The sequence below is a fragment of the Rhizobium grahamii CCGE 502 genome (genome assembly GCF_000298315.2).
Taxonomy (GTDB): Bacteria; Pseudomonadota; Alphaproteobacteria; order Rhizobiales; family Rhizobiaceae; genus Rhizobium; species Rhizobium grahamii.
This window is the reverse complement of the sequence record NZ_AEYE02000025.1, coordinates 17,664-42,819: the sequence shown is the minus strand read 5'-3', so window position 1 is coordinate 42,819 and position 25,156 is coordinate 17,664. Positions and strand designations below refer to the sequence as shown.

Genomic DNA, 25,156 nt, shown 5'->3' with positions numbered 1-25,156 from the left:
TTGCCTTTATAGTACGCGTGCGAGGAAGGTTCGGGTCCGACCATGTTGCGGATTGGTCAGCACGTCACGAGGATCACCGGCTTCAACGACGATACCACCATCCATGAAGACGAGATGATCTGCGACATCGCGCGCAAAGGCCATTTCGTGGGTCACCACCACCATTGTCATTCCTTCCTCCGCAAGCTGTCGCATGACGGCCAGCACCTCTCCCACAAGTTCCGGGTCGAGCGCGGATGTTGGCTCATCGAACAGCATCAAGGTCGGCTGCATTGCCAAGGATCTTGCAATGGCGACGCGTTGCTGCTGGCCGCCAGACAGCTGTTTCGGATAATAATTGGCACGGTCGCGCAAACCCACCTTATCGAGAAGATGAAAGGCTTCGTCTGTTGCTTCGGCCTTGCTCTTTCCCCTAACGATAACCGGCGCCTCGATGATGTTTTCCAACGCCGTTTTGTGCGGAAAGAGATGAAAGCCCTGAAAGACCATCCCCATCTTCTGCCTCTGTACACACAGTTCATTGAAAGACATGCGCAACAGCTTGTCGCCACGCCAGCGGACGCCCACCGGCTCGCCCTGCAGATAGATCGCACCGGATGTCGGGACTTCGAGATAGTTCAGGCAGCGCAATAGCGTACTCTTGCCGGAACCGGACGGACCGACGATGCAGGTCACGTCGCCGCTGGCGACGGTCAGATCGATCGACTTAAGCACCTGATGGTCACCGAAGCTCTTCGACAGGCGCTCGACATTCAGAAGCGGCATCATGGCAGCACCTCGCCGCGGCGTAGACCCCAGAACTTGGTTCTGAAGAGCGATTTGAAGATCAATTGCAGATCAAGGGGAGAACCATCCTTTAGTCGGTGCTCGATATAGTGCTCGATGACGGTGAGGATTGTCGACAGCACGAGATACCAGATCGTTGCGACGATCAGCAGGGGTATCGTCTGGTAGGTACGCGAGTAGATCATCTGAGCTGAATAAAGAAGGTCCGGCAGGGCAAGCACGCTGACCAGGGAGGTGAATTTCAACATGGAGATCGTATCATTGCCAATTGGAGGAATGATAATGCGCATGGCCTGCGGCAGCACGATGCGGCGCAGCGTCTGGAGTTGCGTCATACCCAATGTTGCGGCGGCTTCAGTCTGGCCGACGTTTATCGCCTGGATTCCAGCTCGTATCATTTCGGCGGCATAGGCACTTTCGGTGAAGGAAAGGCCTAGCAAGGCGGCACTGAGCGGCGTTATCAGCTGGTTTGTTGACGCCGACCACATAGTTGGGCCGAAAGGAATTCCGATCGATATCTCGGGAATCAACAGTCCGAGATTGTACCAAAAGACCAACTGGACAAGCGGTGGCACGCCGCGGAAGAACCAGATCCACGCCCAACTCGCCGCCTGGAACACCGGGTTGCGTGAAAGGCGCATGATGGCAATTACCGTCCCTATGATCAAGCCGATGATCATTGCGAGAAAGGTGAGCATCAGCGTTCGGCCAAGTCCCGCCAGGATCTCGGGGCTGAACAGGTATTGCCAGACAACACTCCATTGCAGGTTCTCGTTTGTCACCAAAAGCCTGATGAACAGCGCAAATAGAGCCAAAAGAACAGCGCCACCAATCCACCACGAAAGGTGAAAGACGTCGGCGGGTTTGATGGAGTGAATGTCCGGCCGGTGACCGGGCGTGTTGTCGGTAACAGCCATGCTGCATCCTTCCTCGGAACGTGCCCGGAACGGGTCACGTTCCGGGCGTCATGCAATGTCAGGGGTTCGGATTTGCCTTGGTGACAAGGATCGCCTTTTCAAGCATGCCCGCGCCGTCGACGCCCCACTTTGCCATGATCTCCTTATAGGAGCCATCATCCATCATTGCCTGCAAGGCCCCCTTCAGCGCGGGACCCAGCGGGTCGTCCCTGCGAACGCCGATCCCGTTGTAGACTGCGTTGCTGATAAAGCCCGCCATGTCGAACTTCCCCGTCTGCTTGGCAAGATAGGCAAGCTTGGCAGAGCCTGCCGCAACGAGTTCGACGCGACCGGAAGAAACGGCCAGTTCGGCAGCATTCTGCGTGGTGAATTGCTGCAGTTCTATCGGTTTTAGGCCGGCAGCAACACAGGTCTCCTGGCTGACCTTGGTGAGGTACTGCATGTCCCATGCACCGGTAAGAAGGGCAACGCTATGACCGCAGAGATCCTTCTCCTCGGCGAGTTTCAGGTCTTTTCCTTTTGGAAAAGCATAGCCCGTTCCTTCTTTTCGCTGGGGGATGAAATCCAGCACCTCGAGGCGCTCGGGCGTTACCCCGAACGAGGAAAACCCCGCATCGTAGCGTTTGCTTACAAGTCCCGGAATGATGACGTCGAAGCTCGTCGGGTCGAATTTGAATGGCACGCCAAGCCGCTCCGACATGGCTTTTGCCATGTCAACGCTCCAGCCCTTCAACTCTCCGTTCTCGACGAACTCATCCGGCGGCCAGTCATTGAAGACGGCGACATTGACGCCGTTCGCCTTGTAGCCGTCCGCGAGCTCATCATGCAGAGCCTTGTCGGTTTCGACGGCTTGGGCGCCAAGAGCAGATGCGAAGAGCGCGGCGGCAATGCCCGCAGCTCGCAAGGCGTTTGTTCGCGATAGGTATGCCATTTATGATCCTTCCCCTTTTTCGTATCCCCGCGTTCACGGATCCGATCGATTGCCTTGTCGACGAAATTGTGCGAACGTTCTCACAATATAGTCATTGCTTTTTCTTTTTCGTCAAGTGAGAAATTCGGCCGGGATGCCGCCGGGTCGGCAAAGGCCACAAATTCGGGATGAACGAAGCTTATGAACGACAAGCGGCAGGACAAGGTTACGATCACCGAGGTGGCCAAGCGCGCAGGCGTAAGTACCGCCACGGCGGGCCGAGCACTTGGCGGTTACGGCTATTCGCGCAAGGAGATCAAGGCTCGAGTCAAGCAGGCTGCCGAGGAGCTCGGCTACCGACCCAACCTGCTTGCCCGCGGCCTCATCACCGGCAAAACCAAGACAATCGGCGTCGTTGCCGGCGACATCCAGAGCCCGTTCTACGCAAGTATTCTCAGAGGGGTCGCCGACGTCACACGAGCTGCCGGGTTCGGCATCCTTCTGACCAACAGCGATGAGCGGATAGAGCTTGAACTCGAGGCCGTGCAGCTACTTCGGGAAAAACAGATCGACGGACTGATTATCGCGCCGTCCGATCTTTCCGATTCGGCGCATCTCCAGGCAGCGATTCTTGATGGCTGCCCGGTGGTGCTCATCGACCGCGCCATCAGGAACCTGGCGGCCGATGCCGTGTGCGTCGATAACAGAGAGGCATCGCGCGATTGTGTGGCGCGCCTGACGGCGGCAGGACACCGGCGCATAGGACTTGTTGCCGAACTTGAGCGATGGAACGGCGGAAACGTTGCGGACTTTCTAGCTGCGGTTGCCAGTGGCCGTGTGGATTCTTCCACCCTGTTTCCAAGCTGGCAACGCCTTTACGGTTATATAGATGCCCTGCGAGATGCGGGAATACCTGTAGATCCAGATCTCATCGGTCGCGTCGGCCTCTATTCGGGAGAAGGTGCTCGAAAGGAGACACAGCGGCTTCTTGACTTGCCAAATCGCCCAACAGCGCTTTTTTCGGCCGACGGGCTGATGTCGGCTGCCGCGATGGGCATCATTACATCGCTTGACCTGCAGATCCCGCGCGATCTTTCGCTGATCTGCTTCGACGATCTCGACTGGATGAGCTTTCTCAAACCTGGAATTGCCGCAGTCGTACAGCCACTTACCGAAATGGGCGAGGCGGCCGCGCGACTTGTGCTGTCGCGTATCGACGGCAATGAAGGGCCGAACCAACGTCTCGCATTGAGGCCAAGATTTGCCGAACGAGGTTCGATCGCCGCCCCCCCGTCCTTATAAGTCAGGGTGTGCGAGCCTGATGGCATCGACGTCAATGGCGAGATCGATCGGTACGCCATATCCGACGGCACCATGGTAGCTGCAAGTATCCGCCGCTTCGATCGCGGCGGCCGAAAGCAGTTGCATCGGTGCTTCTCCTTTGACAAGCCCGAACAGGGTCCGAGCAATGAAGGTGTCTCCGGCACCAAGTGTATCAACGACATCCACCTTGGCAGCCGGAATCTCGAATATGCCCGCATCACTCCCAAGAATCGCGCCCTTAGAACCGCGGGTCACCAGGCACCACGTTGCTCCGCTCGCCAGCATGGCGCCCATCAGGTCGACGGCATCCTGTTGCTCGTCGGTCTCCGCCGACGCTGATGCGAGGAAGCAAAGCGGCGCGATCCGTTCGATCTTGATCTTATCGTACTTGTTTGAAAAGTCGTAGGAGAGCGGTCTCAATCCTGCGACCCGTGCCAGATGTACATCAAGCCCGCTCGATTGGCCGATATGAACAGCATCGCAACCGGAGAGGAACTCAAAGTCGCCTTCCGTCGGTTCGAACATGGAAATTCCGAGGTCGAAGGTGACGAACACCCTGTCCGCATTTCTATGTCCGATGACGCAATAAGCGGTCGGACCGTCGAGGCGACGAAGGCGGCTCGTATCGACGCCCTCCTTTGTCAACGCCGCCAGGATGCAGTCGCCTGCCGGGTCCCGGCCAATTGCGCCGACATATGCTGACGTCCCGCCAAATTTACGAATAAAAACAGACGCGTTGAGGCAATTCCCCCCTGGGAACATAGTTTCTCGCGAGAGGTAGCAATCGACGACGTTGTCGCCCATCGCAACGATCTTGACCATCGGAAATCTTTCTGATTGACTATATGTGAGAACGTTCGCACACCGCGAACATACTGTCAACGCCGACGCGAGATCAAGCAATGAAGACCGAATTGAACCCGGATATTAAGACCGCTCTTGAAGCTCTGACCAAGAGGGAGGTCCGGCACGTATTTCTTGTTGCCTGCGGTGGATCCTTGTCCATCATGCATCCTGGCAAGTATTTTCTTGATCGCCATTCCGCCGCACTTACGTCGGATGTCTACAATGGCGACGAGTTTGTGGCGCGAAATCCCCGCAAGCTCGACGACAAGGCTCTGGTCATCCTCTGCTCGCAGACGGGAACAACGAAGGAAACAGTGCGGGCAGCCCGCCATGCGCGCGAAAAAGGTGCAATCACGATAGCCATGACACTGGACGGGCAATCGCCGCTTGCCGGAGCAGCCGAACACGTCGTTGCCTACAAGGCGCCCTACACGACTGGCGTCCCAATCGATGCTGCCGACAGCAACTACGGCGTCCTTTACATGATCCTGGCGGGTCTTCTCACTCAGACAGACCGAATCGATCTGACCGCCACTCTGCTTTCCAGCCTCAGTCATCTGCAACCGGCTATCGACAAGGCGCATGCGCGGTACGCCGAGACATTCGACGCCTATGCGGAGCAGTTCAAGGGGGCACCCGTGATCTACACGATGGCGAGCGGCGCAAACTACGGTGCGGCCTACTCGTTTGCGATCTGCGTCTTCATGGAGATGCTATGGATCAACTCTCAGGCAATTCATGCAGACGAATTCTTCCATGGTCCGTTCGAGGTCGTCGACAAGAATGCAAAGTTCGTGTCGCTCATCGGGCTTGACGAGACACGCCGCCTCGAAGAGCGAGGTCGCGATTTCCTTCATCGCTTCGGTTCATCGGAAAACATCCTAACACTGGACGCACGCGATCTCGATCTCACCGGCATCGACGACCGCTTTAAAGGATATCTCGTACCGCTTATCTTCTTCGACGCGCTATGGAAGTTCGCGTATAAACTTGCGGCCAAGCGCGACAAAGTAATGCTTGAAGACCGACGCTACATGAAGAAGATTTCCGACTATTGAAATGCGGTCGTTGCCGACGAGATTTCCAGTCGCGTCGGCAACGTTACCGGCTTCCCAACTGCCGTTCATGTTTATATCTAAATATTGGTCAACGACAACAGAGCAGAGGCTGACCAATCGCGGCGAAATCCGCCGCCCTCATCGTGGTCTTTACGACAGCCAGCTATCAGCCAACTGACCGGCAAGATAGTGTTTCCGCCACGGGCCTCATTCATCGACGCAATCGCACGGCGTGACAAGCTTCGGGTTTGCGTCGATGGCATGACGGCAGCCAATAATCTTGGCCTGACGACGGCCGTTCCTGCCCGGTCAACAATCTATGCGGACACATATCCCCAACCATCGAGATCGAGGCCAATGCCGGCGATGCAGAGGCCACAAAGCCGGTGATCTATATCTTGGACTTCAAGCGCATTTCAGCAAAGACCGCTTTTTGGGCGGGCCGGCCGGCAATGCGAGTGATCCAGGCCCTCCATTGGTTTCGCGGCGAGCGCTCCAATCTGGAGGCAGTTGTCGATGGTATCGTCCGCTACCTGGCACGAAGCCCCCACAGGCAGCCGATCGTCGAGTTTCCGCCGTGAAGGTTCCACTAAAGCTCTTGAAACATGCGGATCATCGACCGCGCGATTTCCCTCCTGCGGCATGTCGTTAATTTATGGAACCCGTCAGCTGGTATTTTGATACCGCCTGCTTGAGGGATGTTCTATTATGGAACTAGCCAAACCAGCCGGACGTTATAGCCTCCAACCAGTCCGAGTGCCGCCAAACCAGATCGGATGGTACCATTTGTACGAGACTCATAGGCCCGGCTAATTTCCTCTGTGGCGAAGACAATCCCTGCCAGCGGCGTGAGCTGGCATGAACACAGATATCTCCCACCTGACTGTAAACGCCGCGGCACTGCTCGGTGATACGGACAAGCAACCCATTCGCGCCATAAGATCACGTCGCTGGCTCGTCTATCCGCGTGCCAAGCAGGTACTCGATCGCCTCAACTTTTTGGTCGATCATCTACGCGGGACGCGAGTGCCTTCCATCGCCATATACGGCGACAGCGGAATGGGCAAAACAATGATCATGAAGCGTTTCCGTCACCAGCATCCGCCAAGCTTCAATCGGCTCACCGGCAGGCCGAAGACGCCGGTTCTCGCAATGGAAATGACCAGTCGGCCTGGCGAAAAACGGTTTTATGCTGAACTCCTCACCCTCCTCGGCGCACCGCAGCGGCCGCCGCAGATATCGCAAAGATGGAGCAAGCTGCGTTGCGCATTATACGATCGGCGTGCAAGTGCTGGTGATTGACGAGGTACATAACATTCTCGCCGGAACATGCCGCGAGTAACGCATCGTCCTCAATACATTGCGTTTCCTTAGCAACCGCCTTCAGATCTCGCTCGTCTGCTTCGGGATCAATGATGCGCGTGAGGCCATTGGTGGCGATGAACAATTGGCGCGCCGCTTCGAACAGTTCACGCTGAGCCGCTGGGCTGCAAATGAGCAGTTCGAAATCTTGATCGCCTTGATCCTGCGCAACACCGCGAACATAGAACGATGGCCGCCGTTCGAAAGTGGCGGTTGCGCGAATCCAGTCCCTGCCCTCAAGCCGCGCCGCTCTTGCCGCGACGGGATCGGTGCCGTGGCCGGACAGTACGACACGCGTCGCTGACCGCATGTGCGGGAATCTACGACGTCCAGCGTACGGGAAAAGCCGCTGGGAGTTCATTAAACGCCATCCCCTGGTCCTGTCAGTTTCTAGAAAAGCATGCCGAGGGGCAGGTGGCGCCCCTCGACTCGAATGTGATCTCAGTTGATCTTCTTTCGGAGTTCATTGACCTGATCAGTGGTCATTTCGCCCGTGGTCTCGACCTTGCCGTCCTTGATCTTCCAGAGGCGGAACGGTCCAGTGATGTCGCCATACTGGTCGAAGGTGACCGGGCCGATGACACCTTCATACTTGATCGGCTTGCCTTCCCCGATTAGCTTGAGCGCCTTCGCGAACTCTTCCTTGCCAGCATAGATCGGCGTGCCCGAGGGATCGACGACCTTGCTGATCGCGTCCTTGATTTTTGCTGGGTCCTGCGAGCCGGCAATCGCGATGGCGAGGCCGGCGATCGCGCCCGCGTCGTAAGAACGGTCTGCTGCCGGATTGGAGGGTTCGATACCCGAGAAATCCTTGTAGTTCTTTGTGAAGTATTCCGTCGACGGAGTTGGGTTGGTGCCCGACGAGGTGCCATGAGCTTCATTGAGATACTCGGCACCGACGGATTCGATGAAGTCGGGGCTGTTCATGCCGTCATTGAGCAGGAATTTCTGCACACCGCCCTGCGAGATCCAGGTGCGGGCGATGGTCGCGCCATCGACCGGCGTGCTGACCAGATAGAGACCATCTGGCTCGCCGCGCATGGCCGCCGTGACTTCCGAGGCATAGCTCGACTGCTTCTCGTTATAGGGCGTGACGGAAACGATCGTGCCGCCGAGCGCCTTGTAGGCGCGGGAGAACTCGGCCACCATGTTGACACCGAAGTCGTTGTTGACCTGGATGATCGCGAGCTTCTTGAAGCCGCTGTCGATCGCGTATTTCGCAGCCGCCACGCCCTGCAGCGCATCCGATGTGATGGTCCGGAAGAAGATCCCGTTGGTCTTGCCTTCCCGGCCGAGGGTCGTCAGCGTCGGCGATGACGAGGCTGGCGAAATTTGAACGATCTTGGCGGGTGCCGTGACCGAGGTCAGGATCGGGATTGATATCGACGAGATGATGCCGCCAATGACAACGGGCACTTTCTTGACCTGAACCAGCTGGGTCGCGGCATCGACGGCGACATTGCTCGCGCTCTGACTATCGCGAGTGTCTGCGACGAGATCGCATCCCAGCACGCCGCCGGCGTCGTTGATATCACGGAAGGCCATCTCGACCGACTTAGCGCCAGCCTGGCCATATTCGCCGGCCGGACCCGTCAATTCCATGACCAGGCCGACAGCGACCTTGCAGTCGGAGGCAAAAGCCGTGCTGGCGGTTCCCGCCAGTAGCATGGCTGCGGTCAATTTCAGGAAGGTCTTCTTCACGTTAGTTCCCCTTTTCGGTTTGATTTATTTCCAGTGGTCAACCCGGTCTATTCCGCCGTCTGCATCCAGGTTTCATGCAGATGGCGCCATTCGACGCCGTTGGGCGCTGATGAACTCTCGACGAAAAGTGCGGACGCGCGGCGCGCAGTCTTCACCCCGCGACGTTCCTGCTTTTCGATATAGGTGACGACGATGGCGTTGCCGGCCTCCCAGACTGGCTCGACATCAGCGATCTCGATCGCATAATCGCCGTCGAAGGCGGCGCGGCTGCCACGGACATAGGAGACGACGGCGTCGCGCTCGAGCATGTGTCCGCTGGGCGGGATCATCTTCATGCCCGGCCCCATGACCCTTTCGAACCGGTCGATGTCGGTCGTCGCTGCTGTCTTCTTGTCGTACCAGGCGACGAAGAATTCGTGCAGGGAAACGACCTCGTCGCGGGCGCGGAGGAAGAGAGGTGACTGGCTCATGTCTTCCCCGCATTGAGGTTGTAGTGCATGATCGAGCCGTGGCGGCCCGTGCGGTCGCGCTCGAGCGTGTAGACGTCGCCTTGCGGCCCGGCGCTGCGGCCGATGACGGCGCCGATGGCCGCGAGGTCGTCGGCGGAAAGCTCGATATCCATGATCCCGGCATTGGCCAGCGCATGGCTCTGGTTGCGGGCGCCGACGATGACGGCGGCTACATGGTCGCGGGTCAGCACCCAGGCGCTGGCGATGGTGGCGATATCGACGCCATGGCGATCGGCCACGCTGCGCAGTGCCCGGAGGAGCTCCTGGAATAGATCCCAGCCGCCGAAATCGTCGATGACAAGCTTATACTTGACCAGCGAGCGGTTCTCGAGCGGCATCTCCGGCTCCGGCTGGCCGAGCCAGCGGTCGCTCAGGAAGCCGCCGGCGACCGAGCCGTAGCACAGGAACTTGAATCCATGCTTCGCGGCTGGCGCCGCCACATTGTGTTCCGGCCGCTGGTCGAGCACCGAATATTGCAGCTGCTGGCTGACTAGCGGCACGCCCGCGCTGATGATCTCCGTCAGGCGCGGCGCGTCGAAATTGGTGGTGCCGACATTGCGCACTTTGCCCTCGAGACGCAATTCGTTCAGCCAGTCTAACGCATCGACATAGCCGCCATGGGCATAGTCCCACCAATGGAACTGGACGAGGTCGAGCTGCTCGGTCTTCAGCCGCTTGAGCGACTGCTCGACGATACTGCGAATATATGCGCGGCTGATGCGCGGCAGGACTTCGAGATCCGGCACCAGCTTGGTATGGACCTTCATCCGCGCGGCGACATCGAGCCCGCGCTCGGCGGCAAGCTTCACGCGGACCGCGCCGATCAGCTCCTCGACGCCGGTATAGATGTCTGCGCAGTCATAGGTGGTGATTCCGGCATCGAAGGCGGCGATCAGGTCGTCGACCGCCTGCGCCCGGTCGATCGCGCCATGTCCGCCCGCGAGCTGCCATCCGCCGCGGATGACGCGGGAGATCGAATAGCCGGGGCTGAGATCGAATGTTTTCGTCATCGTCATTTGCTTTCTGTGGGCAATGGCACGGCCGTCGTCCCGGCATGGCTGAACTTGCGCTTTTCGAGCCTGACGATGCGCAGGCGACTGGCGCAGTTCGGATCGGGACAGGCAATCTCGGCGTCAGAGGTCATCCAGTCGTTGCGATGCGTTTCGCGCTGCTTGGCGGCGAGGAGCGGCAGCACGGCCGATAGCGAATAGATCGAAAACCCTTGCCCCGCAGGCATCGACAGCATCTCCCCGCGCAGCTCGAAATGATCGCCCGGCTTTGCGCCGCAATAGATCGGCTTGCCTTCGGGGATCACTGCCTCGACCCTGAGGTCGTAGAGTTCGAAGGCATCGTCGGTCAGGGCCATGTCAGACCTCCGTCCGGCTGAAGGTGACATCGCAGACGCCGTTGCGGCGGATCGCGCCGCAGGCCGCCGCGAAATGCTCGCGTTCTTCCGGCGGCACCTGGGCGACGACGGAACCGGCCAGCCAGCCGATTGGGAACAGCAGCCGCGCGCCGGCGCCATAGAATAGGCCGATATCGAAGATGGCGTTCGGATTGCCACCCCACATGCGCGGCGGCACATAGGAGAGCACGATGTCGCCCGGCTGCGGATTGAGAGTTGCGTTCTCGGCCGGCAGCGCCGTCGCATAAGCAGCACCCTCAAGATGCTGAGGCGGGATCGGGCAGGAGATTTCTGGTCCGGTCCACATCGCATGAATGCCGCCGACGATGCGGGGCTTCACGAGGTATTCCCAAAGGAACGCCGCATTTTCGGGCGCCTTGCCATCCAGCAAGAGCGCCTTGACCGAAAGGCCAGATCTGGGCTCCTCGATCAGAACTGCACAGTTTGTCATTTGCTCGTCCTCCCTGAATTTTCTCCGGCGAGCATCTTGCTGCGCAGATATTCAAACGGCCTGGATATGTCAGCGGCCAGCTCCTCGCGCGCGGCATCGACATCCTTAGTCGCCAGCGCGCTTACGATGCGCCGATGATATTGGGCTGTATCGACCTCGCCGGCTTCCGAGAACGCGAAAATGGCGACGCGAATGCAGGGACCGGATTGCAGCCATAGGCTCTCGATCATCGGCATCAGCACTGTCGAGCCGCAAGAGCCGTAGATCTCGAAGTGGAATTTCTGGTTTAGCGTCACCTCGCGGTCGACGTCCTTGGGCTGCTTGAGAGCCCGCATCTCGTCCCATTCGTGCAGGATCGCCTCGATCCGGGCAAAGTCCGGACCTGTGATGCGTTCGGTCGCAAGCGCTATCGCCTGGCCTTCGATCAGGATGCGCGTGCGAAGCAGGTCGTCCATGCGTTCGATCGTGATCGGAGGCACCCGGGCGGAACGGTTGGGAAGCGCTTCTAGCGCCTTTTCGGTGATCAGCCGGCCGACCGCCTCGCGCACCGGCATGGTGCTGGTGGCCAGCGCATCGGCAAGACCGCGGATGGTCAGAACCTGGCTCGGTTCGAATAGCCCGCTGATCAGCGCACGCCGCAGCTCGGAATAGACACGATCCTGTACGGTTTCACGGCCAACCGGCGCCAGCTGCGCGGAAGTCAATTCGCTGCCCTTGTCAGGCCCTGCTGTTCGCATCGCCCCCTCCGAAATTATTTCTTGCCAAATATTCTAAGCTTAATATTGTGATCAACGCAAGTGTGATCACATATCAAAATTTCGAAGCGTTAATGGCTTTAACCAAAACCTACGATCAGAGGGTACGATGAGTTCAAGCGAAACAGGCAAGGCGGAGCCGCCGGGCGCAACTGTGCTAAGCGCGAGAAACATCGTGAAGCGATTCGGTGGCCTCCACGCTGTCAACGACGTCAGTTTCGATGTCCGTAAAGGCGAGATTCTCGGGCTGATCGGCCCGAACGGTGCCGGCAAGACCACAATGTTCGACCTGCTGGCCGGCAGTATTCCGCCGACATCAGGCAAGATTGAACTCGCCGGCATTGATGTGTCGCACGAAATTCCGCACCGCCGAATCGGCCGCGGTCTAGGACGGACCTTCCAGATTCCACGGCCGCTTCCGAACCTCACGCTGATGGAAAACGTCATGCTCGCTGCGCAGAGGCAAACAGGGGAAAGGCTGCTCGCCAACTTCCTCAATCCCCTCCGCGTCGCAGCCGAGGAGCGCGCCGCCGAGAAGAAGGCAATGGACCTGCTCGACCTACTGCTGCTATCGCACCTCGCCCATGAGCCGGCACGCGTGCTCTCGGGCGGCCAGCGCAAGCTGCTCGAACTTGCCCGTGTGATGATGGCCGATCCCGCGATCATCCTGCTCGACGAACCGGCCGCGGGCGTCAATGCGACGCTGCTCGAGGTGATCATGGACCGTATTCTCGAAATCAACGCGCGAGGCATCACCTTCCTGCTCATCGAGCACAATATAGACATGGTCACGCGCCTCTGCCACCGGGTGCTGGTCATGGCGGGCGGGCAACTGATCTCCGAGGGTACGGCGAACGCGGTGGCCCGCGACCCGCGCGTGATCGAAGCCTATCTCGGAGGTGCGGCATGACGCGTCCTATACTTGAAGTCGTCGGTCTCGTAGCTGGCTATGAGCCCGGCGTGCCCATCGTGCGCGGAGCCTCGATCCGCGTCGACAAGGGCGAGATCGTCGTCGTGCTCGGCCCGAACGGTGCCGGCAAGTCGAGTTTCATCAAGGCCGTCGCGGGCCTTGTCCCGGTATCGGGCGGTACAGTGCTGCTCGATGGCGACGACATCACCACGCTTCCCGCCCATCAGATGGTGCGCCGTGGCCTCGCCTTCGTGCCGCAGACCGAGAACATCTTTCCACTGATGAGCATCGAAGACAACCTCCGCACCGCGGGCGGCATCCTAAAACCCAAACTCGCCGCGGAGCGCATTGAGCGCATGTATGAGACCTTCCCGGATCTCAAGAGCTTTCGCCGAATCAGTGCCGGCAATCTCTCGGGCGGCCAGAGGCAGATGCTCGCCGTGGCCCGCGCCTTGATCGTCGAGCCGAAACTGCTGGTACTTGACGAGCCCTCGGCGGGTCTCTCACCGAAATTCGTTTCGATGGTTTTCTCGATGCTGGGCGACATCCGCCGCGCCGGCATGACGATCCTCCTGGTCGAGCAGAACGCAAAGGCAGCCCTTGCCATCGGCGATCGGGCATATGTGCTGGTCGAGGGCAAGGAGGCCCACGAGGGTGTCGCCTCCGAACTCTGGAACGACCCCGTCGTCGCAGAACTCTATCTCGGCCAGCGCCCCCACCAGCCGCCAGGAGGCGAGCTATGAACCTGCAATTCATCATCGACGGGCTGCTGACTGGGTCAATGATCGGCCTCGGCGCCATCGGCGTCACCCTGACCTATTCAATCCTGCGCTTCTCCAACTTCGCCCATGGCGACTTCATGGCCTGGGGCACTTATGCGACGCTGGCCATTGTCAGCGCGATCGGCGCCATGTTCGGCAAGTTCGCGCCGATAGGCTCGCTCTCCTTCGGCTGGCCGCTGATCATCGCAGTCATCATTGGCGCAGGGATCACTGGCCTGCTCGCGCTCGCGCTTGATGTCGTGCTCTTTGCACGACTCAGGGCACGGGGACAGGCGATCATCGTCGTCATGGCCAGCTTCGGCGCATCGATGGCATTGCGGAGCCTGCTCGAATTCATATTCACGTCGCGGCCGGCTTATTTCAGCAAGGCGATCCAAATGGCGATGCCTGTCGGCTTAGGCATCCGCATTACGCCCGACCAGATCGCGCTGCTCGTCGTCACCGCCGTGCTGGTGACAGCCACGCATCTCCTGATGACCCGCACCCAAACAGGCCGATCCATGCAGGCCGTCAGCCAGAATCTCGCACTCGCCCGCATCGTCGGTATCGACGTCGCAAAGGTCGTGCGTGTCACTTGGCTGCTCGGCGCAGCGCTCGCCTGCGTCGCCGGCGTCATGATCGGCATTCTGGTGCAGATCCGGCCGCTGATGGGTTTCGACATGCTGCTACCTATGTTCGCTGCCGCGATCCTCGGCGGCATCGGGTCGTTGCCGGGCGCCGTTCTCGGCGGCCTCATCATCGGTCTCGCGGAAGCGGGCGCCGTGCAACTCATCGGCGCCGAATGGCGCGCCGCCATCTCCTTCGTTATTCTGATGGGGGTGCTGTTCGTGCGGCCGATTGGAATTTTCGGAGTTAACGAGCGATGATCGACCTCCTCGGCTATGCCGCGTTCTTCCTCACTACGGCGTTGATCTTCACGCTGATTACCCTCGGTCTGAACCTGCAATGGGGCCTCACCGGCCTGTTCAATGTCGGCGTCGCAGGCTTTGTCGCGATCGGCGCCTATACCTCGGCGCTGATGACCACACCTGACGATGCCGCCCGGTTCGGCGGTTTCGACCTGCCGATCATCGCAGGCTGGCTCGGTGCAATGCTTGTCGCTGGCATTGCGGCCGCGATCACCGGCTTCGCGACCCTGCGGCTGAAATCGGATTACCTCGCCATCACCACCTTCGGCGTCGCTGTCGTCGTCCAGCTCCTCGCCCTCAACGCGCAGAGCTTTACCGGCGGTGCATTCGGCGTCGGGTTCATCCCCCGACCCTTTACATCCCTGGCCGAGACGCCTTTCTATTTCAACCTCGCCAATCTGGCGGTGGTGTCGGCCGTCACACTTGTCGCCTACCTCGCGCTCCAGCATCTATCACGTAGCCCGTGGGGTCGCGTGCTCAAGGCGCTCCGTGAGGATGAGCGCGCGGCGATTTCGCTCGGCAAGAGCGCCCGCTTCTACCGCGTCCAGGCTTTCGCGGTCGGCGGCGCGCTGATGGGTCTCGCCGGAGCGGTTCAGGCTCACTATATCGGCTTCATCGCGCCGGACAACTACGTCCCGATGCTGACCTTTCAAGTCTGGGTGATGCTGATCGTCGGTGGATCGGGCAGCAATCGTGGAGCGGTCTTTGGCTCGATCCTGGTTTGGGCGATCTGGGCGGGATCGGGTGCAGTCTTGAGCTGGCTGGCGCCGCCAGACCAGCAGGCGCGCGCCGCGGCACTGCAGATTACTGCCATCGGCGTAATGCTCTGCGTCATCTTGCTGATCCGGCCGAACGGCCTGTTCGGCAACCTCGTCGAACGGCCCCGGCTCGCTTCCGAGCCCTCCGTCAATACCACGGATACATCCTCATGACAGCAATTTCACTGTGGCACGCCATCGGCGGCGCCCGTCGCGAGCGTCCGCCGGTCGACGGGACCGTCGACGCGGACCTCGCCGTCATCGGTGGCGGCTTTGCGGGTCTGTCGACGGCACTTCACGCAGCAGAAAAAGGTCTCTCGGTGATCGTCCTCGAGGCTGAGATCATTGCTTGGGGCGCGACAGGCCGCAACGCCGGCTTCGTGGTACCGAACTTCGCCAAGCGGGACCCTGACGACATCATCGCCGAGCTTGGAATGGAGAGAGGTGAGCAACTGGTCCGCTTCGCATCGGACAGCGCGAAGCTGGTCTTCGACCTTATCCACCGCCATGCCATCGATTGCCAAGCGCATCAGAGTGGCTGGATTCAGCCAGCCCATTCAGCTGCGGCCCTCGCGAAAGTCCGATCGCGCGCTGCTCAATGGGCACGTCGGGGGCGACCGGCCGTAGTGATGGATGCTGCCGAGACCGCTGAGGTCACCGGCGCCAGGGGCTATGCCGGAAGCTGGACGGACTGCTCCGGTGGCTTGCTCGACCCCGTCGCCTATGCGCGCGGGCTGGCCGACGCCGCCGAGGCGGCCAGCGCCCGCATTTTCGAACGCAGCCCGGTCACCGCGATAACCCACGCCAATGACGGCTACCGTCTGACGACCGCAACGGGTAGCGTCCGCGCGGGCAAGGTATTCATCGCCACCAACGCTTATGGCGCTGATCTCCAGCCAGGACTCGCACGGACGTACATACCCCTTCGTGTCTTCCAGATTGCCACCGAACCCTTGCCGGCCGAGGTCAGGGAACGGCTCCTTCCAGGCAATCAGTCGGTCTCCGACACGCGCCGCAACCTCTTCACCTTTCGCTTTGACGCGGAAAACCGCCTCATATCCGGCGGAATGCACATCTTCAGCCCGGGCGCTGCGACCCGTGTGCCCCGCACCATCCACCGCCGCCTCGCCGAGAAGCTGGACCTCAAAGCTATCCCGCCGATTGCCCATGCGTGGTCCGGCATGGCGGCCGTCGAACCTGATTTTCTGCCGCATCTGGTTGACCTGGGCCCCGGCCTGATCGCGGGCTTTGCCTGCAATGGCCGTGGCATCGCATTGACGACAGCTCTCGGGCGCGAAATTGCAGCCTGGGCCTGCGGCACGCCGGGCGCCGCCCTGCCGATTCCGTTTGCTCCGCCCAGCGAGATTCCGTTCCACGGACTCGTCAGGCATGCACCCAACATGCTGCTGCCCTGGAGCATTCTGCGCGACAGGCTAGATGAGCGCGGCACGTCCTGATCTGTTACGCGACGTTTTCAACACCACGATGTTGGTTTCCACGCAGAACTGAGCCGGTTATGGAGTGGCAGGCACCGTCACATCGAAAGGGCGGTCACCTTCTTCCGACTCCCCCTGTAGAGCGCCCGGTCCGGAGCTTGTCGCCATCCGATACGGTATTTGTGATCAATTCGCGCCGATGGGTGGAAGTCCACGAGCCGCCAACGATCGATTGCTCGTGGATTCTTAAGAATGCTATGTCCGGAGATCCCACGGATTCACGAGCGCCACTCCCATGCCTTCAAAATCTTTGATGTTGCGCGTGACAAGGGTCATACGCCGCATGAAAGCTGCTGAGTCCGTACCAATAATGATGACTTCATGCGCCGCGGGCGTTTCTGAGCGGTACCCGAGCCGGGCCGGCGTGCGAACGCTTTTGCCAGCCCCGAGCGCCTCGTCCATCTCCGCTTCCAGCACTTCTGCATCACTGCGCAGATCACGCCGTCGGGGTTCGATAGCAAAATCTCTTCTGCAGTACTGGCTGTCTTACCATCGGTATCGGTCATGGTGGCTTTCCGTCCGGGGAATAGGTGACGTTGAACATCACTAATCTGCCATGGCCGCCTTCCTTAGGAAATTTGCAGAACCTTCAGCACTCTACCAGCCTCCCCCGGCCCCGATGCTTTTCGCAGTCTTGATGACCGTGCTTCCCATGCTATCGCGCAACTGGTGACTTGATGGAATCGCGTTGCTCAAGCATTATCCATGCGCATCGCACATGCGCGAACAGGGCGAAACGTGGAGGGGACACCCATGAGGCCGATCAATGCATGTACATTGTCGTGCTTGGGATTCCTACTCTTCAGTGGTAGCGGCCTAGCAGCGGATATGGGCTCCACGATGTCACCCGACGCACATCGGGTCGCCACGGAGGACGGGTGGGAATTTACTGTCGCCCCTTATTTTTGGGCGGCGGGATTGTCTGGTGACGTGGGTGTTTTCGGTCTCCCAACTGTGGATATCGATGCCAGCTTTAGCGACATTTTTGATCATCTCGACTTTGCTGCCATGGCTATTGGCGAGGCCCGCTACGGACCTTACAGCGTCTTTGTCGATCTTATCTATGTCAAGGTTTCGGGGGAAACAGGAACGCCAAGAGGGGTTCTGGCAACACGTGCTGGGCTCGATTCCGAGACCTTCGCGGGGACAATTGGAGCGGGTTACACCGTTCTGGGCGACAGTCAGGGAAAGCTGGACATTGTTGCTGGCGCCCGTGTCTGGTCGGTTGACACCACCCTCTCGATCAGCGGTGGGCTGCTCGGAAATCGCTCTCGTAGCGACGGTGATACGTGGGTCGATGCAGTGGGCGGCATTCGCGCCGACTATTCGATCACCCCCAACGTCTTCCTTGCAGGCTGGGGCATCGTCGGCGGAGGGGGCGCGGACATAGATTGGGACGTGGCCGCCACCGTCGGTTACAAGTTCAACGATAGCATTTCCGCAGTGGCGGGCTACAGAGCCCTGGGCGTTGACTACAGCAATGACGGTTTTGTATTCGATGCTGTCCAGCAGGGGCCGATTCTGGGCGTGGTCGTCCACTTCTGAGGCCTGACAGGTAAAGCCCTGCGCCAGTTGCGGACTCCGTCAAAAAAGGCCCAGCCCATGGAGCAGTCCAAAACTGAAGGCGTCAGCCAAGGATAAGATCGCATAAGTTAACTCCGCTACGTTTGCGGTCGCAGCAGTTCCTGGAAAGAGCTGGTTGAAGACGACGGAACCCGAGGCAGGGCCCGTTTTCACCAGCGATGATCCGCATTGAACCCTAGACGCAACGCTAAATCAATTTAACGGGGCGTGCATCGCCGTCCAGGCCTGGATCGCAACAGCTCGAACGCACCACGACCTCTGTTCACGAGCGGTTATTACGCAAAGGGGTAGATGCAACGGCTTTGAGTATTCTTGCTAGGGCTGCCGGTATTACGCGCCCATGGTTCCAGGATTTTAAGCACTCACTCACTCAGCAACAGAAACGAAATGGCAGTTTCTGGTGCTGTTTCATTTCTATTCTGAACCCCCGCTTGCCTGGGCTACAAAGAGGCCAGCAACACCGCTTCTGACCTCTGGAGGTAGAATCTCCTACGGCATAGGCATCCCATTCACTTATTCGCGCAGCTTCAACTCCGACACCCCGCTCTTTGGGGACCCCTCGGGCGATATCAAATTGACAGTTGGGAAATATGAGCGGTATCGACGGACGTCTCGCGTTAGCAGTGGTAGACTATGAACGGCTGCATGTGCGCCAATGAAAAAATCCGGAAGGACACCGGTTCGAGAGCCACCAAGTCGGCGATATTGTGTGAACACCTTGCCGGCAAGGAACAGCGCTTCCCGCGGGAATGCGGTCAGTATGAAACCGCCTTCCTTTATAAAAAAATCAAGCTCTTCGATCCGTTCGTACCGGACAGCCATTTCGGCATATATGACGTCGTTGATCAACAATGGGCCGGCAATGCTTGCCCTTTCGAGTTGCTCGATCGACCAGTTGGCCCAGGCGCGGTCATTGGTCACGAGATCGAGCAAGACATTTGTGTCGATAAGCGTCACTCTTCACCACGCGTCAGCGCCATGATCGCGTCAGTATCGAGTCCTTTGCCGGCGTGACCCCGAAGTCGGCGAAAGCGGCTGGCAGGCTGTTTTCCGTCAGTCCGCGTCAGCAGGACAGCACCGTCGGCGGCCTTATGAAAAGTAACTTTGCTTCCCGGGACGATTCCAAGCAAGTCTCGAACGGCCTTTGGGATCGTAACCTGCCCTTTTGCTGTAACTGTCGTGGTCATCCCGATCTCCGTGTAATACTACCGGCATTCAAGGTATTACTACGTGACCCGAATTTCAATAGACGGGGCGGGTTCTCTCTCTGCCGGGGAGCTAGGAACCCTTTAAAGCGCTGCCATCGAGGTTTGAAGCCAACCACAGCTTGAATTGATTGGACAGTGTCGCGAAGGCCAAAAAGTAGTACATCGCACAAGGCCGCCAAGGTCATGTCACGATACGCCGAGAGCTGGTGGTTCGTCACATGCGCTTGACAAAGTAACCATTGAATTGAGGTGTCACGGAGGCGGCTTCACGTACGTTTCCGACCAGGAGGTGCGGACCGTGGCTTCGGATTACTAAGGCTGGTCGGGTGCGGTCATCGAGAACTTTGTCCGCCAAGCACGTCGTAGCGCGAGGCAAGGAGACGCTGATGGGCAATCTTCTTTTTTAGCGAGAAGTTCTCCCACATCTCAGGCCAAGCTCCCGCGATCAGCATCAAGCTGCTCGAAGCAGTCTGCGCTTACGATCCCGGCCCGACCAACGATCCCGTCTCCGAAGTACCGGGGCCACGAAGTAGTTTGAATTCAGTCCTTATTGCAACAACGTCAATCTTACTTCTGGCATATTCTATATCTGTCATCCCACTGATGTGGGACGATCAGTTTCGTGGGCGATGAGAAGTTCTTGGCCGTATGCGGGAAGGATTTCGCGGAAGTCCACGCTCGTCTCCAGCCTTTCATGGCTCAAATGCGAGCCTGATCCCGCTTGGAGGCCCCGCAATGCGCCCAGGCGTGCGCCTAGATCTAGACGCATCTGGCAGGTAATACGATGCACGACAAAATAAGCGTCACCTAAAATACGCCAGATTCAGATGATCCTTTAACGACCGAGAGCCTTCGACGGTCGAGAGTTTCCTTCTCCAAATGGGCGTCCAAAACCTCCTGTGCGCCCAGCAGGGTCCTGCCCTCCAATCGCAATATCGCGGGACCCTGCATTTTCGAAAGCCTTACCCGCTGACGGCAGCGCCGTCGAAATATCCTACTAGCTGCACGGTCCGTTGTGTCAGTATCACGCCGCATCGAGGACCCACTCGGCGGCATTAACGCGACATGGACGAGGATGGGGCGACGATGAAGCTGGAGCCGGCATCGAGCGTGGTGGTGATGCCGTCAACGGTGACGTTGAAGGCGCCCTCGGCCACGTAGCTCACCTGCGTATGTGGATGTGAATGAAGCGCACCATGGCGCCGGGTTAGAAGCGGATCATCCGATCTATTCGAATGATGCCGTGTCACTGATATGCTTCAGTCTGATCGGCGGTGACAAAGCTGTTGCAAGGCAAGCCGGGGCAACTTGCGTCAGGCGATCGAGGTGGTGTTTCGATCCGCCCGGAGGTCCGTAAGCGTTCAATGATATGATTCGATCTTGTCCAGCGATGAAATGTAAACCGGGTCCACGGAACATCCTGATCGTCGCCTGTCCCGTAAAGATTTGGAATACAAGCCGCTTTCCGCATCAGCGAGTAATGCCGCTCGTAGGTTCAAAATCGACCCGGCTTTGGTCAAGCCCCGCTCCAGCATCGAAACCAGGTCTGGCTGCAGGCCTATCTCATTGATCGCCTTTTTGAACGCCGTTGGACTGACGACTTCTTTGTCCAGGTTCGCCTTGGCCTGGTCGGAACCGAGTTGCCCCAGTGCCGCGGCGCGGATCACACTCATCAACGGGCTGCTACCGTTCATCTGCTCGGTCCATACGAGGGCTTGCGAGTACCGGCCATTGCGATACGCGTCCAAGGCAAGCACAATCATCGCGCAGCGCGGAACAGCGTCCGTATCCCTGCTGGCGTCTTTCGCCATCGAAGCACCCGCCTCCCTATAGCCCGAATAGAGGACGCCGGCCAAGGCCGCTGCCGTCTCTGGGTTACTTGGATTTAGAGCGATTGCCCTGTTACCGGCTTCCATTGCGGCTTGCGATCTGCCTTTCGCAGCCTGCGCCGCCATCAATGCAAGTTGCGCTCGATCGGAGAGAGGCGCTCTGGCTACAGCGTCCCGTGGCCCTCTTCGCTTATCCCGTCTCTGCCCTTTCAAAGCCGCTGACCCAGTTGAAGGACAGGACGCTGCTGACGCTATCAGCGCGGGCTACCACCCACCAGCGTGCTGCGGAGCGAAAGGCGCTTGGTGCAAATGTCGTTGCGCCCAACACAAAAGAGGCCGAAGAGAGCCTCGAACCGGTCGATCTCACGAAGCAGTACGAGCACTGGCGCAAGCTGTCGTCAATGCTAGTCAACCGCAATACGCTGCTGCCTGTCGCGGCCGCAGCGCTCGTCCCGTTCGCCATCGCTGGGGCCACCAGGCTGCCCTAAAAGGAGGTCTTTTCGGTACTGAAAAAGCTTCTGCTCATCTGAGCATCCGCCGACCCTCCCAGGGTGCAGGAAGTTGGGCTGGCTTCCCGCAGGGCCTGAAATTAAATCGTCCTGAGGTAGTGCATCGCACCTCCGGTAGACGGAACAGGCAAACTTCGGAGCCTTGGCACCGGCTTGCTTACCTTTAAAAATCGCGTGTTTTCAAAGATGGCCCTACTGTTGCCTCAGAACCACACGGCCTCCTCATTGCGAGCTTCTTCCGCCCTAATCAAAAGTCGTGGCTCCGGTGATGCCAAGGGAGGCGCGCCACCGAGGTGTCTTGGCGATACCAGCCATGGATTGCAGCATCCGATCGGCAGTAGTGGTGATAATGCCTTTGGGTTTCGCCCAAGAATTCCATTTATCAATCCGACTTGGCTTCGGACCCGGACACGGCGTTAACAAGTTTAGCGTTGGCCCCTCGAGCGCTCGTGACGGTTCCGAAACACGGTGTCGCGCGCTCGGAGCAATTCAATGTATCGATTTCGAAGAGTGGGCGTGTCAATCTCTCCCCGGGCCCATTCCTCAAGCCAACCTTCGAACTCCGTCGAGTCTTCGATTGGCAATCCTAACTTCTTCGCCCGCCCAAACGCCCTCGTGACCATTGCGCGCCGGGTCTCATAGGTTTCGCGCATGGAGCTTTCAGTCGTTTGCGGCGGCATATTCTCCGACATCGTTCTGCCTTCCCGAATCTCTGTGGCGCAGAAGATGAGAGCGTGAGCGGAGCTTGACAATCGTCCCGCGGTCCCACGAAAGCTTCGTACGATATCGCACAGACAGAAGAGTAAGCGACGCGGACTGACCCCAAGTCGGGGACGGAGGCAGACTAAAGCCCGTGGTCAGGGCCGGGAGATCGACAGCGGCTAAAACATCGGCCTTTAACCAAGAGCCCGTGGCCCTGTAAGGCTCTACAACATTCCGGAAGGCGCCGGGTGTTTCTCGCGACTTCTCAGCTATGCATCTGCGGTTCCACAGACAGTTGATAACACGTGACTAAGTTGATCTTGGGTGAAGGGTTTTGACAAGCGAGGCAGGTCCTCGCCGTCTCCATTCGGAAGTTCGGCATATCCAGTCGCAAGGATTATGGGCAGGTCGGAAAAGCGCTTCGAGACCTCTCGAGCAAGTTCCGCGCCTGTGGTCTTCGGCATGGCGTGGTCAGTAATGAGAACATCCGGAAGCGGGCCTTGCTCGAGTATCAGCAGCGCTTCTGCAGCTGACTCCGCTTGCACCGTTGTATGACCAAGATCTTCCAACATGAGGACTGTGTTCATCAACACGAGGCTGTCATCATCGACAACAAGGGCCGTGAGGGGGCGATCCACGGCGGGGGCGGCAACGGGACGTTCGGACTCCGCAACGGAATGCTCTACCTTGTCCAACACCGGCATCCATAGCTCGGCGACGGTTCCCTCGCCGACCGCTGATCTTAGAATGAGTCTGCCTCCCGCTTGCTCCATAAGCCCTTGTACCATGGAAAGACCCAATCCGGTTCCCTTACCCACGCCCTTGGTTGTAAAAAACGGTGTCGTTGCTTTCTCAAGTGTAGTCGCGTCCATTCCCTCGCCTTCGTCTCGGATAGAGAGGCAGACGTAGGTGCCAGGCTTCAGCTCGTCTCGTTCGTGGGTCAGAAATTTTTTGGTTGCACTGATTGTTATCGTTCCACCCTGCTCCATCGCATCGCGAGCATTGACGACGAGGTTAAGCACCGCGCCTTCCAACTGGTTCGCATCCGCCCAGACTGGGGGGAGCATCAATGGGAACGCGGTTGTAATTTCCAGGGACGGTCCGATTGTGCGTTGTAGAAGCTGGGCCATTCCCCTGACGAGCCCCGCGATGTCGACCGCCTGCAGCTTGAGGTCCTGTTTGCGAGAAAATGCCAGCAAGCGTTGCGTGAGAGAAGCTCCGCGCTGTGCTCCTTGTATTGCGTTGTCGATAAGGTCTGCCACGTCATGACCTGCAAGCGCGCGCTTTCGTGCTATCTCAAGACTTCCCAGGATCGCCATCAAAAGGTTATTGAAGTCGTGTGCGACGCCTCCAGTCAGTAGGCCTAGCGCCTCCATCTTCTGCGCTTGAAACAGTTCGAGCTGGGCGCGATCAAGGGCTAGCTGTGCTTCGCGCTTCTCGGTTACGTCGCGCGTAACCTTGGCGAAGCCGAGAAGGGTGCCTTCCTCCGACCGGATGGCGTCGATAATGACATTTGCCCAGAAGCGCGTGCCGTCTTTCCGGACGCGCCAACCTTCGCGTTCGAAGCGTCCTTCCTTCTCCGCGACTTCCAGCCCCTTGCGCGGGAGATCGTCCGCGCGGTCTTCGGGTGTGTAAAACTCGGAAAAGTTCTTGCCTATGATTTCGTGGGGTTCGTAACCCTTGATGCGGCGCGCCCCGGCGTTCCAGCTGGAAACATTCCCTTTCTGATCCAGCATGTAGATTGCATAGTCGGTGACGCTTTGAACAAGGAGGCGGAACTGTTCCTCGCTCCGCTTCAGACTCTCTTCGGCCATCTTCCTTTCAGAAAGGTCGCGGGTGATTTTGGCGAAACCGATCAACGCCCCTCGCGCGTCTCGGATCGGATCGATGACAACGTGGGCCCAAAAACGTTCGCCGTTCTTGCGGACCCGCCACCCTTCGGCCTCGAAACGCCCCTCGGTCGCGGCGGTTACCAACGCTCTCGCCGGCAGGCCAGCCGCCCTGTCTTCTTCGGTATAGAAGCGCGAGAAATGCTCGCCGAGTATTTCGTCTTCCGTATATCCTTTGAAGCGGTTCGCTCCAGCGTTCCAACTGCTGACGTGACCGTGCGCGTCGAGCAGGTAAACAGCATAGTCGGTGATATTGTCGACCAAGAGACGGTAGCGGTCTGAAGTGGAGGACATTTCGGACGAAGTCGGCGTCATTACGTGCATTCTCTACAAGCCTGTCGTGATCCGATGTAACGCGGAATGTTTAGATTTCATCCCTGGAGCATGTTGTCAGCGAGCTATGTACGGTGTCGTACCGTATTCGCGGCTGTTCACCAAACCTTGGTTCGTGTGAAAAAGCAAATATGGATTGAATCGCTTCGGCGGTGGAAGCCGAAGGCCGTTGGCCCGCGCGGTTTGTGCGGTTGAGCTGATGTAGCCTTGCCATTCTAAGGTTTA

At 58.9% G+C, this 25,156-nt stretch carries 24 protein-coding genes and 4 pseudogenes; 11 read left to right on the top strand and 17 right to left on the bottom strand.

Going from position 1 to position 25,156, the window contains the following annotated elements; translation table 11 throughout:
• Positions 1–6 precede the first annotated feature (6 nt).
• The 3 genes from RGCCGE502_RS20365 to RGCCGE502_RS20355 are packed head-to-tail and all read right to left on the bottom strand — an operon-like array spanning position 7 to position 2,634.
• A complete protein-coding gene (locus RGCCGE502_RS20365; protein WP_016556083.1) occupies positions 7–768 on the bottom strand; it encodes an amino acid ABC transporter ATP-binding protein in 762 nt (253 codons plus the stop codon).
• Entirely contained in the window at positions 765–1,703 is a 939-nt protein-coding gene (locus RGCCGE502_RS20360; protein WP_016556082.1) for an amino acid ABC transporter permease, read from the bottom strand. The genes RGCCGE502_RS20365 and RGCCGE502_RS20360 overlap by 4 nt, the downstream gene beginning before the upstream one ends.
• Before the next feature lie 58 nt (positions 1,704–1,761).
• Positions 1,762–2,634 (bottom strand): ABC transporter substrate-binding protein, encoded by an 873-nt coding sequence (locus tag RGCCGE502_RS20355; protein WP_016556081.1) that lies wholly within the window; start codon positions 2,632–2,634, stop codon positions 1,762–1,764.
• Between the two features lie 180 nt (positions 2,635–2,814).
• Here RGCCGE502_RS20355 and RGCCGE502_RS20350 point away from each other — a divergent pair, with 180 nt between their 5' ends.
• Entirely contained in the window at positions 2,815–3,915 is a 1,101-nt protein-coding gene (locus RGCCGE502_RS20350) for a LacI family DNA-binding transcriptional regulator (RefSeq protein WP_016556080.1), read from the top strand.
• On the opposite strand, the gene RGCCGE502_RS20345 is transcribed toward RGCCGE502_RS20350, so the two are convergent.
• Complete coding sequence (locus tag RGCCGE502_RS20345; RefSeq protein ID WP_016556079.1) at positions 3,910–4,758, bottom strand: PfkB family carbohydrate kinase; 849 nt, start codon at positions 4,756–4,758, stop codon at positions 3,910–3,912. The genes RGCCGE502_RS20350 and RGCCGE502_RS20345 overlap by 6 nt on opposite strands.
• Before the next feature lie 80 nt (positions 4,759–4,838).
• On the opposite strand from RGCCGE502_RS20345, the gene RGCCGE502_RS20340 reads away from it, so the two are divergent.
• The 3 genes and pseudogenes from RGCCGE502_RS20340 to RGCCGE502_RS38795 all read left to right on the top strand — a co-directional run.
• Entirely contained in the window at positions 4,839–5,840 is a 1,002-nt protein-coding gene (locus RGCCGE502_RS20340) for an SIS domain-containing protein (RefSeq protein WP_016556078.1), read from the top strand.
• A gap of 67 nt (positions 5,841–5,907) precedes the next feature.
• A pseudogene (locus RGCCGE502_RS38130) lies at positions 5,908–6,409 on the top strand (DUF6088 family protein); the annotation flags it as partial.
• A gap of 289 nt (positions 6,410–6,698) precedes the next feature.
• A pseudogene (locus RGCCGE502_RS38795) lies at positions 6,699–7,377 on the top strand (TniB family NTP-binding protein); the annotation flags it as partial.
• A 266-nt stretch (positions 7,378–7,643) separates the two neighbouring features.
• On the opposite strand, the gene RGCCGE502_RS20325 reads toward RGCCGE502_RS38795, so the two are convergent.
• The 6 genes from RGCCGE502_RS20325 to RGCCGE502_RS20300 are packed head-to-tail and all read right to left on the bottom strand — an operon-like array spanning position 7,644 to position 12,005.
• Positions 7,644–8,903 carry an ABC transporter substrate-binding protein gene (locus tag RGCCGE502_RS20325; RefSeq protein WP_016556076.1) on the bottom strand — a complete coding sequence of 420 codons (1,260 nt, stop codon included), beginning with the start codon at positions 8,901–8,903 and terminating at the stop codon, positions 7,644–7,646.
• Positions 8,904–8,950: 47 nt separating this feature from the next.
• Complete coding sequence (locus RGCCGE502_RS20320; protein ID WP_016556075.1) at positions 8,951–9,373, bottom strand: DUF4440 domain-containing protein; 423 nt, start codon at positions 9,371–9,373, stop codon at positions 8,951–8,953.
• Positions 9,370–10,428: an aldo/keto reductase gene (locus tag RGCCGE502_RS20315; protein ID WP_016556074.1), complete on the bottom strand. Its 1,059-nt coding sequence runs from the start codon at positions 10,426–10,428 to the stop codon at positions 9,370–9,372. Before RGCCGE502_RS20315 ends, RGCCGE502_RS20320 begins: the two co-directional genes overlap by 4 nt.
• Entirely contained in the window at positions 10,425–10,772 is a 348-nt protein-coding gene (locus RGCCGE502_RS20310) for a TIGR04076 family protein (RefSeq protein WP_040675254.1), read from the bottom strand. The genes RGCCGE502_RS20315 and RGCCGE502_RS20310 overlap by 4 nt, the downstream gene beginning before the upstream one ends.
• Positions 10,773–10,779: 7 nt before the next feature.
• On the bottom strand, positions 10,780–11,268 hold the full coding sequence (locus tag RGCCGE502_RS20305; protein WP_016556072.1) for a DUF3830 family protein: 489 nt from the start codon (positions 11,266–11,268) through the stop codon (positions 10,780–10,782).
• Positions 11,265–12,005, bottom strand: coding sequence for a GntR family transcriptional regulator (locus tag RGCCGE502_RS20300; protein ID WP_016556071.1), 741 nt, complete (start codon positions 12,003–12,005; stop codon positions 11,265–11,267). Before RGCCGE502_RS20300 ends, RGCCGE502_RS20305 begins: the two co-directional genes overlap by 4 nt.
• Before the next feature lie 127 nt (positions 12,006–12,132).
• Between RGCCGE502_RS20300 and RGCCGE502_RS20295 the strand changes: the two genes are divergently transcribed.
• From RGCCGE502_RS20295 to RGCCGE502_RS20275, 5 genes are read left to right on the top strand one after another with little or no spacing between them, the layout of a single operon-like run.
• Positions 12,133–12,933 (top strand): ABC transporter ATP-binding protein, encoded by an 801-nt coding sequence (locus tag RGCCGE502_RS20295; RefSeq protein WP_016556070.1) that lies wholly within the window; start codon positions 12,133–12,135, stop codon positions 12,931–12,933.
• On the top strand, positions 12,930–13,676 hold the full coding sequence (locus RGCCGE502_RS20290; protein ID WP_016556069.1) for an ABC transporter ATP-binding protein: 747 nt from the start codon (positions 12,930–12,932) through the stop codon (positions 13,674–13,676). The genes RGCCGE502_RS20295 and RGCCGE502_RS20290 overlap by 4 nt, the downstream gene beginning before the upstream one ends.
• Positions 13,673–14,581 carry a branched-chain amino acid ABC transporter permease gene (locus RGCCGE502_RS20285; RefSeq protein WP_016556068.1) on the top strand — a complete coding sequence of 303 codons (909 nt, stop codon included), beginning with the start codon at positions 13,673–13,675 and terminating at the stop codon, positions 14,579–14,581. Before RGCCGE502_RS20290 ends, RGCCGE502_RS20285 begins: the two co-directional genes overlap by 4 nt.
• Positions 14,578–15,555 carry a branched-chain amino acid ABC transporter permease gene (locus RGCCGE502_RS20280; protein WP_016556067.1) on the top strand — a complete coding sequence of 326 codons (978 nt, stop codon included), beginning with the start codon at positions 14,578–14,580 and terminating at the stop codon, positions 15,553–15,555. The genes RGCCGE502_RS20285 and RGCCGE502_RS20280 overlap by 4 nt, the downstream gene beginning before the upstream one ends.
• Positions 15,552–16,838 (top strand): NAD(P)/FAD-dependent oxidoreductase, encoded by a 1,287-nt coding sequence (locus RGCCGE502_RS20275; protein ID WP_016556066.1) that lies wholly within the window; start codon positions 15,552–15,554, stop codon positions 16,836–16,838. Before RGCCGE502_RS20280 ends, RGCCGE502_RS20275 begins: the two co-directional genes overlap by 4 nt.
• A gap of 234 nt (positions 16,839–17,072) precedes the next feature.
• Here the strand turns inward: RGCCGE502_RS20275 and RGCCGE502_RS36745 are convergent.
• Both RGCCGE502_RS36745 and RGCCGE502_RS36740 read right to left on the bottom strand, forming a co-directional pair.
• Positions 17,073–17,174, bottom strand: a pseudogene (locus RGCCGE502_RS36745) (type II toxin-antitoxin system VapC family toxin); the annotation flags it as partial.
• Positions 17,175–17,216: 42 nt separating this feature from the next.
• A pseudogene (locus tag RGCCGE502_RS36740) lies at positions 17,217–17,383 on the bottom strand (IS256 family transposase); the annotation flags it as partial.
• A gap of 322 nt (positions 17,384–17,705) precedes the next feature.
• Between RGCCGE502_RS36740 and RGCCGE502_RS20265 the strand changes: the two are divergent.
• Positions 17,706–18,422: a hypothetical protein gene (locus tag RGCCGE502_RS20265; RefSeq protein ID WP_016556064.1), complete on the top strand. Its 717-nt coding sequence runs from the start codon at positions 17,706–17,708 to the stop codon at positions 18,420–18,422.
• Positions 18,423–18,974: 552 nt separating this feature from the next.
• Here the strand turns inward: RGCCGE502_RS20265 and RGCCGE502_RS20260 are convergent.
• From RGCCGE502_RS20260 to RGCCGE502_RS20245, 4 genes are all read right to left on the bottom strand, one after another.
• The gene (locus tag RGCCGE502_RS20260) at positions 18,975–19,418 is read right to left on the bottom strand and encodes a type II toxin-antitoxin system VapC family toxin (RefSeq protein ID WP_016556063.1); all 444 of its coding nucleotides are present in this window, start codon (positions 19,416–19,418) and stop codon (positions 18,975–18,977) included.
• On the bottom strand, positions 19,415–19,648 hold the full coding sequence (locus tag RGCCGE502_RS20255; protein WP_016556062.1) for an AbrB/MazE/SpoVT family DNA-binding domain-containing protein: 234 nt from the start codon (positions 19,646–19,648) through the stop codon (positions 19,415–19,417). Before RGCCGE502_RS20255 ends, RGCCGE502_RS20260 begins: the two co-directional genes overlap by 4 nt.
• Positions 19,649–20,724: 1,076 nt before the next feature.
• Positions 20,725–20,919 carry a cupin domain-containing protein gene (locus RGCCGE502_RS39255; protein ID WP_019280199.1) on the bottom strand — a complete coding sequence of 65 codons (195 nt, stop codon included), beginning with the start codon at positions 20,917–20,919 and terminating at the stop codon, positions 20,725–20,727.
• Positions 20,920–21,030: 111 nt separating this feature from the next.
• Positions 21,031–21,480, bottom strand: a complete 450-nt coding sequence (locus RGCCGE502_RS20245; RefSeq protein WP_141652387.1) for a hypothetical protein — start codon at positions 21,478–21,480, stop codon at positions 21,031–21,033.
• A gap of 146 nt (positions 21,481–21,626) precedes the next feature.
• Here RGCCGE502_RS20245 and RGCCGE502_RS20240 point away from each other — a divergent pair, with 146 nt between their 5' ends.
• A complete protein-coding gene (locus RGCCGE502_RS20240; RefSeq protein ID WP_016556060.1) occupies positions 21,627–21,986 on the top strand; it encodes a hypothetical protein in 360 nt (119 codons plus the stop codon).
• A gap of 992 nt (positions 21,987–22,978) precedes the next feature.
• Here the strand turns inward: RGCCGE502_RS20240 and RGCCGE502_RS20230 are convergent.
• Entirely contained in the window at positions 22,979–24,913 is a 1,935-nt protein-coding gene (locus RGCCGE502_RS20230) for a hybrid sensor histidine kinase/response regulator (protein WP_016556058.1), read from the bottom strand.
• Between the last annotated feature and the right edge of the window lie 243 nt (positions 24,914–25,156).